Here is a 14449-nt window from a genome sequence, read left to right as displayed (position 1 = left end):
CCATGTTCCCGCATCGCCATGATGACGAACGGATCGACAAGTACACCGGTCCCTATGAACGCTGGATCTTTTCCGAGGATCTGGGGCGGCCCTTTGCCTTCCCCGCCATCCGCAAAGGGCCGTCCAGCCACATCACCGCGCTGATGGAAGGTGAAGGAATGATCGCGGGAACGGCGGATGTCGAAATCCGCATACCGCCGCTTTGGAAAGACAATCCAGAGATCACACCCTTTGCCATGTGGAACAAGTCGGTGACGGAAAACTCCGACCCGGCGCAGGACGACGCGGAGCTGGCCCGCTGCCTGCATGCGCTGAACGGGACACGCTATCGTCTCAACATGCCGATTGATCCGGTGACTTGGCCCGCGAGTTATGATCCGAATGGCACGCCGGAGGGATGGCAGAAGCCCAAGGTCAAACCCCGCGTGATCATCGGTGTGATCGACGACGGCATCCCGTTCCTGCACCGCGCCTTCCGCGATGCGGTGGGTGCCACACGGATCAACCTGTGCTGGCTTCAGGCGGCGCGGGCCGATACGTCCGCCGCCGTTCCTTTTGGGTGCGAGATCACAGGCACACGGATCGACCAGCTTCGCGCGCAATACGGCGATCAGGAAGTCCGCGCCTATAGGGCCGCCCATGCCATCGACGCTGATCTGCCCGAGGTGGACACGGTGCTGATGCATCACGCCACCCATGGCGCGCATATCGCCGGGATTGCTGCCGGGAATGACCCCTATGTGGGTGCCACTGATCTGCCCGACGATGCGGCGGTGATCGCCGTTCAACTGCCGAACACCATCGCTTGGGACACGTCAGGCTTTGGCAAGGAAATGATGATGCTCAGCGCGATTGAATACATCTTCAACCGCGCCCGCATGATCGCGCAGGCCTACAACTGCCCCGAGATCCCGCTGGTGATCAACTTCAGCTACGGATGGAGTGCCAATCGCCATGACGGGCGGTCGAGTTTCGAACGCGCAGTGGAGGCGCTGATCACGGATCGGCGCAAGGTTCAGCCCTGCACGGAACTGGTCATGCCCACGGGCAACAACTTCGCCAACAACATGCACGCGCGGTTTGCGGCCGGTGACCTGGAAGGCGGCGCTGTCAGCTTTGGATGGCAGATCAAACCCGATGACCGCACGTCGAGTTATCTTGAAATCTGGCTACCGCCCGGGCGTGATCCGCAAGGCTGGACTGTTACCGTGACGCCCCCTACAGGACACCTGCCCGACATGCAGCAGAGCATCGCAGTCAAGGCGGACCCCCTACTCAAAGACGGCGACCCACGCCGCTTTGTTGAGATCGAGACCGGCGGCAGGAACATCGGCCAGCTTTCGGCAGACAAACATCTTGGCAATCGCTGGCGCGTCATGCTGGCGATGATACCGACTGCGGGCAATCTGGGGGCGGGACGGCGCACGCCGGTCGGGTTATGGACAATCACCATCGACACCGCAGCCGATCCGCTTGGCGCAGGCGAACATCTCGATGTCTGGGTGCAGCGCGACGATGACCCCACGCAGCTCGGCACGGGTGGACAGCAAAGCTATCTGGTCGATCTGTCCCACCCGACACCGCCACGGGTGTTCGAACCGCCCGCTCTTACTCCGGTACGCGGGTTTGGCTGCCTCAATGGCATCGGCACCGCGCCGTCTGTGTTCCGCGTCGCGGGCTACATGCAGTCCACGCTCAAACCTTCGGGCTATAGCGGCAGCGCGTCGATCAAGCGTGACGCACAGGGCGGTGCTGCTGTTGATGCAAACCTGCCAGCAGCGACGGCCACAGCCGATCAAGGGTGGTTCCGACCGGGATTGCCCTCCATCGGCGTGCTGTCCGGTTCAGGTGCGCGGATCATCGGCACAAGTGCTGCGGCGGCTACTGCAACACGGTTGATTGCGCTCAATTTCATCGCAGGTCATCCCGTGCGACAGGGCTTTACGGAGCTTTATCCCGGCATCACACCAGACGCGCGAACCCTCGCCAGAACAGGGCCTTACCGCGTGCCGCTGGTTTGCGGCACCGCACCGAAACACACGGAGGAACAGCCTTTCATCGGGGTGTGAGAACGGTGCCCCAACGCAACGCTTCTCAACCTCACCGACTTACCCCGGTACGCGCATCTGCTTTTCGAGGCGGGCCAGTCCGAGTCCCGTGAAGAGATCCCTAATCGGGGCCAGCCGGTTGATCTCTCCAAGCTGTTCCGGGTCTGGTGGCCAGAGCACCAAGGGGAGCCCTCGCTCGGCACAGGCCCTGTGGCCCGTGTTCGGTCAGTTCAGATCAGCGCCTTGGACATCATCATGTGAACGCCCTTTTCGCGATTCACGGTCTGGGTGATCCGCAGGTCTCCTGCCAGCGAACACAGCATATACGCCTCTTCCCGGCTGATCCCCGCTTTTGTGGAAACAAGGTCGATCATCCGGCGCAGGGCAATTTCGGTACAGACGTCCAGATCTGCGTGCATCCCCATGGTAATCCAGTGTGTCGGGGTCTCAGCCTCCGGGTAGGCAAAGTCCAGATCCCGGCGAACGGTCAGCCTGAACCGGCCCTGCAGCGCAGTTTCGATGGCGGTCACGCAGACCTCTCCATCGCCCTGGGCTCCGTGCCCGTCCCCGCAGGAGAACAATGCGCCTTCGACGAATACCGGCAGATAGAGCGTGGTGCCCGCGACGAGTTCCTTGTTGTCCAGGTTCCCTCCATGCGCACGCGGCTCGATGGTTGAGATCCGACCCCAGCCCGGAGGCGGTGCAACCGCCATCACACCGAAGAAGGGAGACAGCGGAAGCCGAAGCCCCCAGGGCATGACCGCTTCGTTCGCTTCGAGGTCGAGCAGAATCGTCGTGTGATGCATCCTGTCAAACTCAAGCGGAAGCGTTCCCGCCAGCGGGCGGATCACGTTATATCCCCAATCCTGCCGAAGCTGGACGTCGAGAATGTCGATCTGAAGCACATCTCCCGGCATCGCACCGTCAACCGCAACCGGACCTGTCAGGATATGCCCCGGCATGGCTGGTTCGCCCGAGGCATGCAGTTCCAGCAGTTCCGGTGGGACATGAAATCCCTCACCTGGCAGGACGGCCTTTCCTCCGGACACGGATTGCATTGTCACTTCGGACCCGCTCGACACCGTGGCCACGGGCATGAGACCTGCATCGAAAAAGCCCCAGTGACAGGTTTTCGGCCCGGCGGGAACGATCATGCCGGAAGCCTTTGCTCGGCCAGCGTGACCCAATATGAGCACCCTGTCGGGATCACCTCGTCGTTGAAGTCGTATTCAGGATGGTGAAGCCCCGGTCCCGGCCCGATCCCCAACTGGATGTAAGCGCCGGGGCAGGCCTGCAGCATGTAGGCAAAATCCTCGCCTCCGGTTGTCATCGGCGCGTTTGCAATGCAGTCGCCCGCAACCTCTTTTGCAGCGCTGATGCAATGATCTGTTTCCTGCTCGTGGTTGGCCATGACGGGATAGGGCTCTTCGTCGAACCCGAACTCGGCCTCGGCCCCATAGCTTTGTGCCGTGAGCGTCGCCAATGCCTTGATCCGCTCAAGCGTATTGGCCCGAACATCCATGTCGAAGCTGCGGACCGTTCCGCGCAGCGTGACATGTTCGGGGATGACGTTGAACGCCTCGGTTTCAGTGCGGAACGACGTCACCGAGACAACCAGTGGCTGCTGCGGATCGGTGTTGCGCGACACCACCGATTGAAGAGCCATCACGATGGCCGATGCCGCAAGTGTCGTGTCCACCGTGTTGTTCGGGCGCGCGGCATGGCCGCCCTTGCCGCGTACATTGATGTGGAAGCTGTCGACTGCGGCATAGAACGCGCCGGGCCGGATCGCGAAGGTGCCCAGTGGCAGCAGCGGCGAGTTGTGCAGCCCGTAGATTTCCGAGATGCCGAATTTGTCGATCAAACCGTCCTGAACCATCGCTTCGGCCCCGGCCCCTCCTTCTTCAGCAGGCTGAAAGACCACGGCAACCGTGCCGTCGAAATTGCGGGTCTCGGCAAGGTACTGTGCCGCACCCAGCAGCATCGCGGTGTGGCCGTCATGACCGCAGGCATGCATCTTGCCGGGTGTCTTCGACGCATGGACCGCTCCGGTCGCCTCAAAGATCGGCAAGGCGTCCATATCGGCGCGGAAGGCGATGGTCTTGCCGGATGTGTTCGTCTTGCCGTGGATCAGCGCAACGACCCCGGTCTGCCCGATCCCTTCCACCACGCTGTTACAGCCGAACGCGCGCAGCTTGTCGGCCACGATCCCGGCGGTGCGCGGCAGGTCGTATTGCAGCTCCGGGTGCTCGTGCAAATCCCGACGCCATGCGGTGATTTCAGGATGCAATTCGGCAAAACGATTGCGGATGGGCATAGTGACTCCCGTGACTGATGTGGGTGGATGCCCGCATCAGACCCGATATCCGAGGGAGTGGCAAACGGGAAAAAAAGCGCTTAACGCCCGACCGCATACGCTTGCATCAAGCGTGGGGTCGCAGCCGCGCGCAACAGGCCATCCGGTTCGCGCAAAGCAGCCGTCAGGCGCCCGACGGTCCAAGGCTCTGCTACCGTCACGATGTGGCCCCGCGCCCGCAGATCAGCGATCACGTGCTCACCCACATTCGGTTCGATCATCATTTCGCCCGCCCGCACCTCACGCGGGTAGAACGAGCCCTGAAAATGCATCGAATGGAACAGCGGCTGGTCCATGCAGTCCTGTAACCCCATGCCGAAATGAACGAAGCGCAGGAACCAGATCAACTGCCACTGGTCCTGCTGGTCACCGCCGGGCGTCCCGAAAACAAGCTGACGGCCCTCCTTTTCCGCAAGGCTCGGGGTCAGGGTCGTGCGAGGACGGCGCCTGGGCGCAAGCGAGGTCGGCAACCCCTCTTCGAGCCAGAACATCTGCGCGCGTGAGTTGAGCGGGAAGCCAAGGCCGGGAATGACCGGATTGCTTTGCAGCCAACCACCCGAGGGCGTGGCCGACACCATGTTGCCCCAGCGGTCGATGATGTCGAGATGCACCGTGTCGCCCCGCTTTTCGGTCAGGTGCGACATGGTCGGTTCCTGCGCTGCGACCGCACTGACATTGAAATCCCGTTTCGCGCGTTCGACATACGCATCGGCAAGATGCTCGAACCCCGGAACACGACCGGGGCGCTGCTCCAAGGACGCAGTGTCCGCTATCAGTTTGCGCCGCTGGGCGTTGTAGCCTTCGCTCAGAAGCACATCCATCGGTATTTCACTGAAATCGGGATCGCCGTAATAGGCTTCACGGTCTGCATAGGCCAGCTTGATTGCCTCGATCACCGTGTGCACGAACTCTGCCCCGTTCGGGTCCATCGTCGACAGGTCGAACCCCTTGAGAATGGCCAGCGCCTGAAGCAGAACCGGCCCCTGTGACCACGGCTGCGTCTTGTGCACCGTCCAACCGTGATACTCGTAGCTCAACGGCGCCTCGTAGGTGGCCCGCCAGTCAGCCATATCCGAAGGAGCCAGAACCGCGGCGTGTTTCCTGTCAGAAACGTCCATGACTTTCGCGCCAGCGAGGTAATCGAATATGGCCTCGGCGACAAAACCTTCGCGCCATTCCTGCCGCGCGGCATCGATCTGGTCTTCACGGGTTGCCCCGTCACTGTTGGCCAGGCGGTCGTAGGTAGCGGCCAGTTCAAGGTTCCTGAACAGCGTATGCGGCTCAGGCGCCTTGCCGTCAGGCATCCAGACCTTTGCCGAGCTGGGCCACTCTGCAACGAAAAACTCCTCCAAACCGGCGATGGTCTGCGCCACGCGGGGCAGAACGGGATGGCCGTCGCGCGCATAGTCAATCGCAGGCTGCATCACCTCTCGCAGCGTCATCGTGCCATGATCGCGCAGCATGAGCATCCAGCCATCGAACGCACCGGGCACGACGGTCGACAGCAGCCCCGACCCCGGCACAAGCGTCAGACCTTGATCCAGATAATGCTCCAGCGTCGCACCCGCAGGCGCCACGCCCTGCGCGCAGACCACATCCACCCGGCCCGTATGCGCAGAATAGAAAAGCGCCGGCATGTCCCCCGCAGGCCCGTTCAGGTGCGGTTCGACCACCTGCAAAGTCAGCGCCGTCGCGACCGCCGCATCAAAGGCGTTGCCGCCTTTTTCGAGAATGCTCATCCCGACCGAAGATGCGATCCAGTGCGTTGAGGTCACGACACCGAATGTTCCGCGGATTTCCGGGCGGGTGGTAAAGTCGGACATGGTGCCTCCGGAGTAAGTTCCCGATTGGGTAATGCTGAAACCGGGTTATTTGGAATGTGGTGCGGGCGGTGCGCACCAACACATTGTATTACAATGCTTTTATTTGTCCATCTTTGACTGCATTCCCATAGAAACATTGCCATTTCTGTCCGGCACTGTCTTGCCGCATCCGCCTGCATCCAATATCATAAGGTGGATATTTTGGTGGACACAGAATGCGCGCTCAAAACAGGCTATCGGCTCAATTCATCAAAACCGCTCCCGTGGGAAAACATTGTGACGGCGCTGGGCTGTGGCTTGTGAAGCGCGATGATGGCGGGGCACAGTGGGTGTTGCGTGTCACCGTTTACGGTAGGCGCAGAGAAATGGGTTTGGGTGGTTTTCCAAATGTCTCTTTGGCAGAGGCCCGCAAGTTGCGTGACCGATGGCGCAAGGTCGCGGCGGCAGGGCGCAATCCAATTAGAGAACGTGAGGCAGAACAGAGAGCGGCCCGGCGCGAAGATATCTCGCTTGCCGTCATCACGGCTGATGCGTTTGAGTCCCGCAAAGCCGAATTGAAAGGCGATGGCACGGCAGGCCGATGGCTGTCGCCCCTCACCCTTCACGTTCTGCCCAAGCTTGGACGTGTGCCCGTGACCGAAGTGGACCAGCGCGATATTCGCGACACACTGGCCCCAATCTGGCACGTAAAAGCTGCGACCGCGCAGAAGGCATTAGACCGCCTGTCCATCATTATTAGGCACGCTGCTGCGCTCGGACTAGATGTAGACTTACAAGCAACCGCCAAAGCCAGAGCGCTCTTGGGAAAGTCTCGGCACCAGCCGAAACATATACCGGCGATGGATTGGCGCGATGTGCCTGACTTCTATGCAAGCCTTGAAGAACCGACGCTGACACATCTGGCGCTCCGCCTTCTTATCCTGACAGGCGTGCGTTCGGGGCCGCTCCGCAATATCCGGCTAGACCAAATTGGCGGCGATGTTTGGACAATACCCGCCGAAGCAATGAAGGGCCGCAAAGGCGCGACCGAGGATTTTCGTGTGCCCCTGTCGGCAGAAGCCAAGTGTGTCATTGACCTTGCGCGCCCGCACGCTCGGAACGGGTTTTTATTTCCGAACAGCCGCAATGGCGTGATTAGCGACATGACGCTTTCGCGGCATATGGAACGGCGCGGCTTGGAAGCGCGCCCGCATGGGTTCCGCACGTCGTTGCGCACATGGCTGGCCGAAGCGACCGACGCCCCGCACGAAGTCGCCGAGGCGATGCTGGCGCATGTGGTGGACGGTGGTGTGGTGCGCGCCTACAGGCGAACTGATTACCTCGAACCCCGCGCCAAACTGGCCGACTGGTGGGCTAAGCATGTGACCGGGGGCGCTGGGCAGATCGTTAGGATTGCGACGGTGGCTAAGTGACGCGTGAAGAAAAGATAGCGGCGCGGCTCAGTGCCCTTACCAACACTCCTGACAGCACGAATCCAGAGGTCAAAAAGTGGACAGAAAAGATTTCCTTAACAATCTTCGAAAAGTGGAACGAGCGTCGTCCTTTTAGTCGCGTGGTAAGTTCCACAGCGGCGAAAAACGAAATTGCCGAATTTCAACAACTCTGTGACCGGCTCGAAAAGCACATTTGCTCAATGAGCAAGACTGCCGTTGATGCTTTAAGGCAAGCCCGCTCAACCGAAACTGACGTGATTAATCTAGCTTGGCAAATGGCCGATCAGGTCAAACTATCCAATGGCGCCGCCAAGTTCATAAAGCATGATCAAAAAGCGCAATGCGGGCAGCCGAAGCTAAGATATGCGCCTGCGGTTACAAAAATCCTAGCAAAAGCATACGAAGAAATTACCGGTAAACGCCCCACCGTTTCGGTTAACCCAATAGACTCAAAAGCCTACGGACCATTTTTCGATCTTGTGTCAGACATCTTTCTTATTCTTGGCGTCGATGCCAGCGCAGAAAGCCAAGCAAAGGCTGCGGTTAAGGAGTTTAGGTCCGAGGGTAAGACAGATTAACTCCTTTGGAAGTAAACGTACTATGTAGGGCACCGTTGCACCATCCGAAGCAGAACAGGATGGCTGAATATGCAACGTTACCTCACTTTGAGTGAATTGAGCGCCAAGCTGGGAAATCGCTCCCGAAGCGCGATTTATAACGATCTGGCCGTTGGCCGACTGCCGCAACCGATCAAACTCGGGGCGCGGATTTACTGGCCTGAAAGCGATGTTGACACCCATCTGCGCAACCTTCGCGATGAGGTGGCGTAATCATGGAGAGAGAAAATGAGGTGACCCGGCACCTGTGGGGACAAGGACCGGGTCAAGAGAAACGTCAATCCACTCAAATTGACCTTTCCAATATAAGACATCGCAAATCCCAGCGCTACTTTTCTGGCGCACCCTGCAGCCTGACCCCTGACTGGAAAGGGGGCGCGCAATGACCAAATTTCAGATGTTCTTCCCTCGTCGCGTTCACGGCTTGACCGAGGCGCAGGCGCACGCTCTTGCAGTTTTGATTTGGGGGGCGGGCGTATGACAGGCGCCACGCGAGCCTTTGCAAAATCAGACCACAAGCGCGTTGCCCGCTGTGTCGGATACGCGCTGACACTTGGCAACGAAGCGGCGTGGCACGGTCTGACAACCGTGTTGATCTCGCGTCTTTCAGATCAGGAACGCGCGGCGCTAGCGTTCGCGGCTCTCATGTCTCTGAGTGACGAACACGCCTCTGCGGTTGCGGAGGTGGCAGCATGAGCGGCTTCAGGAACATCAAGGCCGACTGCACGGAAGTGGCCGACGCTCTGGAAACGGCTGTCTCATTCTTGGAGCGCCAACTCAGCATCTGGGAGGACGATCCCGAAAGCACTTACTTCGATCCCGACTGGACGGTGAATTTGGATCATCAAGACGTCCAGAAGATCGTCACTCTCCTTCGCAACATTCGCGGCATCATCTGGCATCTAGGCAATAACCCGGAGGCCGTCGCCTTCCTTGTCAGGCAGCACATGGCCGAGGAGGACGCGCAATGATGGATGGAAATTTCGACAACATCGACTTTGATGCATCGTTCGAGGACACGTTCAATCCGGACCCGACGCTTGCCGAACTGATCGAGACTTTGGCCAAACTTCCCCCGCTCGAATATGAGCAAAAGCGGGAAGCGTTCGCGAAGGAACACAAAATCCGTGTTTCCGTTCTCGATGCTGAAATCGAAAAGCACCGTCCGAAGAATGAGGCCGTCAAAAGCGAAACTTGCGCGTTCGAGGAGGTCACGCCTTCGGACGATCCCGTCGACGGCGCGGTTCTTCTAAATGAGATTGTTCGCCAGATTGAGCGGTTCTGTGTGTTGCCGGAACACGCCGCGCCGCTCATGGCGGCGTGGATCGTTCACGCATGGGCGCACGACACGGCGGACATTAGTCCCGTCCTGGCGTTCACGTCACCGGAAAAGCGGTGCGGGAAATCAACCGCCATGTCTGTCGTTCACGCGCTGGCACCCAAAGCTGAGATTGCCGCGAACATCACGGCGGCTGTCATGTTCCGTTTGATCGAGCGGCACAAGCCGACACTGCTGATCGACGAAGCCGACACTTTCCTTGAGGCGCGTGAGGAAATGCGCGGGATGATAAACGGGGGACACAATCGGCAACTCGCATTCGTCTGGCGCTGCGAGGGCGACGATCACGAGCCTAAGCGATTCAACGTCTGGGCACCGAAGGCGGTAGCCATGATCGGCAACTTGCCTGACACACTCGAAGATCGGGCGCTGGTGGTGCAACTGAAGCGGAAAGAAGGTCACGAGATCGTCGAGCGGATGAACGCCAAGCGCGTTAACGAACTGAAATTCGTTCGGCGGCTGGCGGCACGTTGGGTGGCCGATAACGAGATCAAGCTGTCAAACGCTGATCCGGACGTTCCCGTAGAACTGAACGATCGGGCGCAAGACAACTCTCGCTGTCTTTGTGCCATTGCCGACGCTGCTGGTGGTGCATGGCCGACGCGCATCCGGGCGGCACTTGTCGGGATGGCAGCGGCTCGCGCTGGCGATGAGCCAAAGTCCAAAGGCGTCATGTTGCTCACCGACATTGCCGACATTCTCGAACGGTGGAAGGGCGATAGGATCACAAGCGCTGATCTAGTCACTGAACTTGTGGCGATCGAGGATGGACCGTGGGCCGTGTGGAAGGCCGGCGAACCGATCACGACGCGGATGGTGGCATCGCTGCTGAAGCCTTACGACGTCCGTCCTGAGCGTGACATGCATAAACGCTTTTACTCAGTCGCGGCATTGCGCGGCGCAGTCGGGAGGTATGCCCTATGAAATACCTTCTAAGCGAACCGCAAAACCAACGTCATAAGCGTCATATCCGTCATGGCGCTATGACACATCCGTCACAAGTGTCACAAAGCGTCATAAAAAACCCAATGAAATCAGAAGGCATGACACTTGTGACGCTTATGACGGATAAATTCGGGCTGTCTGAGAAGGGTGTGGCAAACATCATGTCAAGCGTCATGCAAGTGTCACGGGGGGCCAAGGTATGGAGCATGGAGATGGTCAACTGGCAAACCTGCACCCGCGCTTTAATCGTAAGTCGGATGATCGATGGAAGCAGCTTTGCCTTGGAAGTTGGAAGGCCTCCGAGGAAGACATGACAATCCAGATCACGGCGCAAAGCGCTCGCGAAGCGGATTTGCAACAACAAGGTGTTCAGAAATGACCCGTAAAAACCGCCCAAATACGGGAGGCCGAAGCCCTGACGGCACATTCGCGCACGGCAATCCGGGCAAGCCGAAGGGCGCGCGCCACAAAGCCACCCAGGCCGCACTGGCGCTGTTGGACGGCGAAGCTAACGCACTGACCCGCAAAGCGGTTGAACTGGCCTTGGAGGGAGACACAACGGCGCTGAGGCTTTGTCTGGAGCGTATTGCGCCCCCTCGCAAAGACGCCCCGGTCACTTTTGACCTGCCACGGATGAGATCAGCGGAAGACGCTGCGAAAGCGGCAGGCTCAGTTCTTGATTCCGTTGCGTCTGGAGACCTAACCCCAACCGAAGGCGCTCACATTATGGGCTTGGTGGAAAGCTATAGGCGGACACTGGAGACGGCCGAGTTGGAGGGTCGACTTGACGCGCTTGAGAAAGCAATTGGGAGGCATGACTAGTGAAGAAGATATCGCAGAAGGTTTACGCGACATTGACACCGACACAACGCGTAGCCGCGTATGTTGAGGCTCTCGCCCGCGGCGACGAAGACGAAGTGCAGCGCTTGAGGAGTAGTTGCCCCAGAGTTGAGTACCGCCGAATTGACCCGTGTTTCTCAAAGAGACTCGACACCTTGTTTGGTTTGGCAATGGCGACCGAGGCAGATCTCAAAGAAAGCGCACTAGGTTTCTTCGTCGCGATGCGGTTGGATCCGAAGAGTGCTAGAGATTACCTGCAGCAGTTTGCGAACACTCGACATGCTTGGAAGACGATCCAATCCACCTTTGGAATTGACGCCAAGGCAATGGAATTAGCTGGACCGCCCTCAAGCCCATTTTTCGAGTTAATTGAGCCCATGCTTCCAGAACCGGACATGGATGCGTCTAAAAAACTTTCGGGTGAGGTGCTGAAGTTTCTGCAATGATAGCTTTTCTTGTCACGGGTCTTGGTGACGAAGCTTTCCAGCACCTGCCCCTCATGATCAACCGAGCGCCCAAGGTAATCCATCTCAAAGTTGACATTCACGAACATTTCGTCGAGTTGCGATCGCCGCCGGTTGGATCGCATGCCTTGGATCCGACTTTTCCGGATCTCACGTGCAAGCATAGGACCAAACCGATGCCACCAGTATCGGATCGTTTCGTGGCTGACGTCGACACCGCATTCATGAAGCAGGTCCTAGACATTGCGTAGCGACGGCGGGAAACGGACACACATCATCAGCGCTGGGCGTATGATCTGCGGGCTGGTTTTGAACCACTTGAATAGGCTAGGTTTGGTCATAGCGGAACGCTACTCAGCCCCCTACCCAACTTAATGCCGGGTTTCTCTGACAAGACCGGAAAGAGTAAATGGAAGAACTGATCTTATCCGACTTTCTTGTGCTAGCAGCTGCCGGGATGTTCGTTCTTGGTTATCTCATAATCAATCAGATTATGCTTCGCACCATGCTGCTAATTGGTACGATACTCTACATCTGGTACTACGCTGTAGTCGACGAAACACCATTATGGCCAGCTATTTGGGCAAGTTCCGCAACCGGGACAGCAAATTTCATTGGCCTGCTTAGTTTGCTCTACCGAAACTCAACGGTGGCTATACCCCATAAATACAGGGATATATATGCTCATTTCGACCTTTTGCCGCCTGGCGACTTCCGGAAGTTAATGAGCGCGGCAAGCCGCCTTACTAGGTCCAAGGGGTACCAGCTGACTGCTGCAGGTGCCCGCGTCAACAAACTTTGCTATGTCATTGATGGTGAAATTGAAGTTGAAAAATTTGGACGGCGTTTTTCCATTCCGGACGGAGTTTTTGTGGGTGAAGTCGCGTATCTGACCGGGAATCGTGCTTCAGCCTCGACATATCTGGCAAGCGACAGTGATGTATTGGAGTGGGAGGTCGCAGTGTTGAAAAAACGTGCAATTCGGGACCCGAGGTTCCGGCTAGCAATGGATGCGATGATCTCGATCGATCTAGCGGGCAAAGTCGCTCGCGCTGGTTCTCCCGAAGGATCAGAGCAGGATAATGCTGCAGAATAAAATCAATTTCGCAACGAGACACAGTGCGGGTGATAAATAGAAATTATTTTTGGTTCAATATGGAAAAATTGGAGAAGATTTGGAATTTCCGCCTTGGGCTCGCTTGGCTTTAACAACTCTATCGGTCAGAAGGTCTGAGCGTTTCGACGTGGACTGCAATTGTCTCAACAACGTCCTTATTTGAGCGAGGACACCATCTCATTTGAACGTCGCACACGTTCCGCAAACTCGCGCGCCATGTTTGCAAGAATAGTTGAAGAAATGACAGGATCCTCAGCAGTAAGCGCTTGAAGATCCTGCGAGGTCAACCCGTAACAAACAAGGCGTTCGTCCGCGACGACATCTGCAGATCGCACACCATCCCCCAGAACAGCCATTTCTCCGAAAAACTGACCAGGTCCAATACATCCGACGCGCAAATCATTGGCTCCGAAACCTGGCACAAAAACGCTCACCGATCCCCGTGCAATAACAAAAAACATTTGGCCCTGCTCACCCCGCTGGAAAATGCGCTCGCCCGCATCGAATTGCATAGGATGGATGGAGGCTTCCAGTTTGTGCAGCTGGTCCGCAGACAAGCCTTTGAATAGATCAATATTGTCTAGCGAAAACTTGGTGTGGTCAAATGGCTGACGCAGACTCTCAAGCAACATTTCCTCATTGCTTTCCAAAGCCGCATCGACCGTTGTAAACACACGAATATCGTTGGAAGACGCAATACGTGTCCACGTGCCCGTCTGACCTTCGTTGATTTCGGCAATAGACACCTCAATACCCGCGCTGCGTTTATGTGCCAGATAATCGTTAATGACTCGTTCTGCGGCTGGATCGATGGAATTGAGACGGCGCACATCGAGAACCAGAAATTCTGCCTTCTCCAGCACCTTGTCGAGTTCACGCAGCATCCGTTCAGAAGACGCAAAATACAAAGCGCCTTGAAGCTCAACCAACGCGATCCGATACCCTTCGGCGGCCAGAATATCGCGCTCCCTAGGATTGCGGGTCCGCAAACTGTGCTGCAGGTTTGCCGTTGTGGTCCGCCGCACAACATCCTCCACGGTAGCCGCGTTCATGAACAGGTGCAGGCCGAAGTCTTGGCTCATGCGTCTGCACGCCTCAACACCGCGGACTGTATTTCCGATCGGGTCGAGTGGTGGGGACCAGATTGCCACAGAGAGCTGGCCGGGAAGTACAGCTATCAACCCCCCAGAGACACCGCTTTTGGCGGGCAGCCCAACATCATATGACCACTCGCCGGCATAATCGTACATGCCGCAGCTCATCATGAGCGTGAGCACATCGCGGACCTCAGCTGCTCCGAGAATTTCCTCTTGGGTACGCGGGTTGATCCCACAATTCGCAAGTGTTGCCCCCATGACCGCAAGATCTTGCGTCGTTACCCGCAAGGCGCATTGACGAAAATACAGGTCCAGCACCTCTTCGGGATCCCCCGAGATCATTCCGGTGTTCAACATCAAATAGGCAATC

At 57.8% G+C, this 14449-nt stretch carries 15 protein-coding genes and 1 pseudogene; 11 read left to right on the top strand and 5 right to left on the bottom strand.

Features of this window, described 5'->3' with window-relative positions; translation table 11 throughout:
* Nucleotides 1-2 precede the first annotated feature (2 nt).
* A complete protein-coding gene (locus MGEO_RS16885) occupies nt 3-2069 on the top strand; it encodes a S8 family serine peptidase (RefSeq protein WP_085640519.1) in 2067 nt (688 codons plus the stop codon).
* Nucleotides 2070-2278: 209 nt separating this feature from the next.
* On the opposite strand, the gene MGEO_RS16880 is transcribed toward MGEO_RS16885, so the two are convergent.
* From MGEO_RS16880 to MGEO_RS16870, 3 genes are all read right to left on the bottom strand, one after another.
* Nucleotides 2279-3202 carry an acetamidase/formamidase family protein gene (locus MGEO_RS16880; RefSeq protein WP_085640517.1) on the bottom strand — a complete coding sequence of 308 codons (924 nt, stop codon included), beginning with the start codon at nt 3200-3202 and terminating at the stop codon, nt 2279-2281.
* Nucleotides 3199-4365: a M20 aminoacylase family protein gene (locus tag MGEO_RS16875; RefSeq protein WP_085640515.1), complete on the bottom strand. Its 1167-nt coding sequence runs from the start codon at nt 4363-4365 to the stop codon at nt 3199-3201. The genes MGEO_RS16880 and MGEO_RS16875 overlap by 4 nt, the downstream gene beginning before the upstream one ends.
* An 80-nt stretch (nt 4366-4445) precedes the next feature.
* Nucleotides 4446-6227 carry a gamma-glutamyltransferase family protein gene (locus MGEO_RS16870; RefSeq protein WP_085640513.1) on the bottom strand — a complete coding sequence of 594 codons (1782 nt, stop codon included), beginning with the start codon at nt 6225-6227 and terminating at the stop codon, nt 4446-4448.
* 215 nt (nt 6228-6442) lie between these two features.
* Here MGEO_RS16870 and MGEO_RS16865 point away from each other — a divergent pair, with 215 nt between their 5' ends.
* The 9 genes from MGEO_RS16865 to MGEO_RS16825 all read left to right on the top strand — a co-directional run bounded on the left by MGEO_RS16865 (nt 6443) and on the right by MGEO_RS16825 (nt 11847).
* Entirely contained in the window at nt 6443-7639 is a 1197-nt protein-coding gene (locus MGEO_RS16865) for a tyrosine-type recombinase/integrase (RefSeq protein WP_085640511.1), read from the top strand.
* Nucleotides 7636-8238 carry a hypothetical protein gene (locus MGEO_RS16860; RefSeq protein WP_085640509.1) on the top strand — a complete coding sequence of 201 codons (603 nt, stop codon included), beginning with the start codon at nt 7636-7638 and terminating at the stop codon, nt 8236-8238. Before MGEO_RS16865 ends, MGEO_RS16860 begins: the two co-directional genes overlap by 4 nt.
* A 69-nt stretch (nt 8239-8307) precedes the next feature.
* Nucleotides 8308-8490: a helix-turn-helix transcriptional regulator gene (locus tag MGEO_RS16855; protein WP_085640507.1), complete on the top strand. Its 183-nt coding sequence runs from the start codon at nt 8308-8310 to the stop codon at nt 8488-8490.
* Nucleotides 8491-8754: 264 nt separating this feature from the next.
* A complete protein-coding gene (locus MGEO_RS16850) occupies nt 8755-8973 on the top strand; it encodes a hypothetical protein (protein WP_085640506.1) in 219 nt (72 codons plus the stop codon).
* Nucleotides 8970-9248 (top strand): hypothetical protein, encoded by a 279-nt coding sequence (locus tag MGEO_RS16845; protein ID WP_085640504.1) that lies wholly within the window; start codon nt 8970-8972, stop codon nt 9246-9248. The genes MGEO_RS16850 and MGEO_RS16845 overlap by 4 nt, the downstream gene beginning before the upstream one ends.
* A complete protein-coding gene (locus MGEO_RS16840) occupies nt 9245-10540 on the top strand; it encodes a DUF3631 domain-containing protein (RefSeq protein ID WP_085640502.1) in 1296 nt (431 codons plus the stop codon). Before MGEO_RS16845 ends, MGEO_RS16840 begins: the two co-directional genes overlap by 4 nt.
* Before the next feature lie 220 nt (nt 10541-10760).
* Nucleotides 10761-10940 (top strand): hypothetical protein, encoded by a 180-nt coding sequence (locus tag MGEO_RS21195; RefSeq protein ID WP_143746284.1) that lies wholly within the window; start codon nt 10761-10763, stop codon nt 10938-10940.
* On the top strand, nt 10937-11383 hold the full coding sequence (locus MGEO_RS16830) for a DUF5681 domain-containing protein (protein WP_085640499.1): 447 nt from the start codon (nt 10937-10939) through the stop codon (nt 11381-11383). Before MGEO_RS21195 ends, MGEO_RS16830 begins: the two co-directional genes overlap by 4 nt.
* Entirely contained in the window at nt 11383-11847 is a 465-nt protein-coding gene (locus tag MGEO_RS16825) for a hypothetical protein (RefSeq protein ID WP_085640497.1), read from the top strand. Before MGEO_RS16830 ends, MGEO_RS16825 begins: the two co-directional genes overlap by 1 nt.
* A gap of 5 nt (nt 11848-11852) precedes the next feature.
* Here MGEO_RS16825 and MGEO_RS21765 read toward each other — a convergent pair.
* A pseudogene (locus tag MGEO_RS21765) lies at nt 11853-12206 on the bottom strand (DDE-type integrase/transposase/recombinase); the annotation flags it as partial.
* A gap of 68 nt (nt 12207-12274) precedes the next feature.
* Between MGEO_RS21765 and MGEO_RS16815 the strand changes: the two are divergent.
* A complete protein-coding gene (locus tag MGEO_RS16815) occupies nt 12275-12961 on the top strand; it encodes a cyclic nucleotide-binding domain-containing protein (RefSeq protein ID WP_085640493.1) in 687 nt (228 codons plus the stop codon).
* Between the two features lie 176 nt (nt 12962-13137).
* Here MGEO_RS16815 and MGEO_RS16810 read toward each other — a convergent pair.
* Nucleotides 13138-14449: glutaminase (locus MGEO_RS16810; protein ID WP_085640491.1), on the bottom strand; the 1312-nt coding region annotated here is incomplete at its 5' end.

Origin of the sequence: Marivita geojedonensis, assembly GCF_002115805.1 — a bacterium.
In the GTDB taxonomy this organism is placed as follows: Bacteria; Pseudomonadota; Alphaproteobacteria; order Rhodobacterales; family Rhodobacteraceae; genus Marivita; species Marivita geojedonensis.
This window is presented reverse-complemented; position numbering and strand designations above follow the sequence as displayed.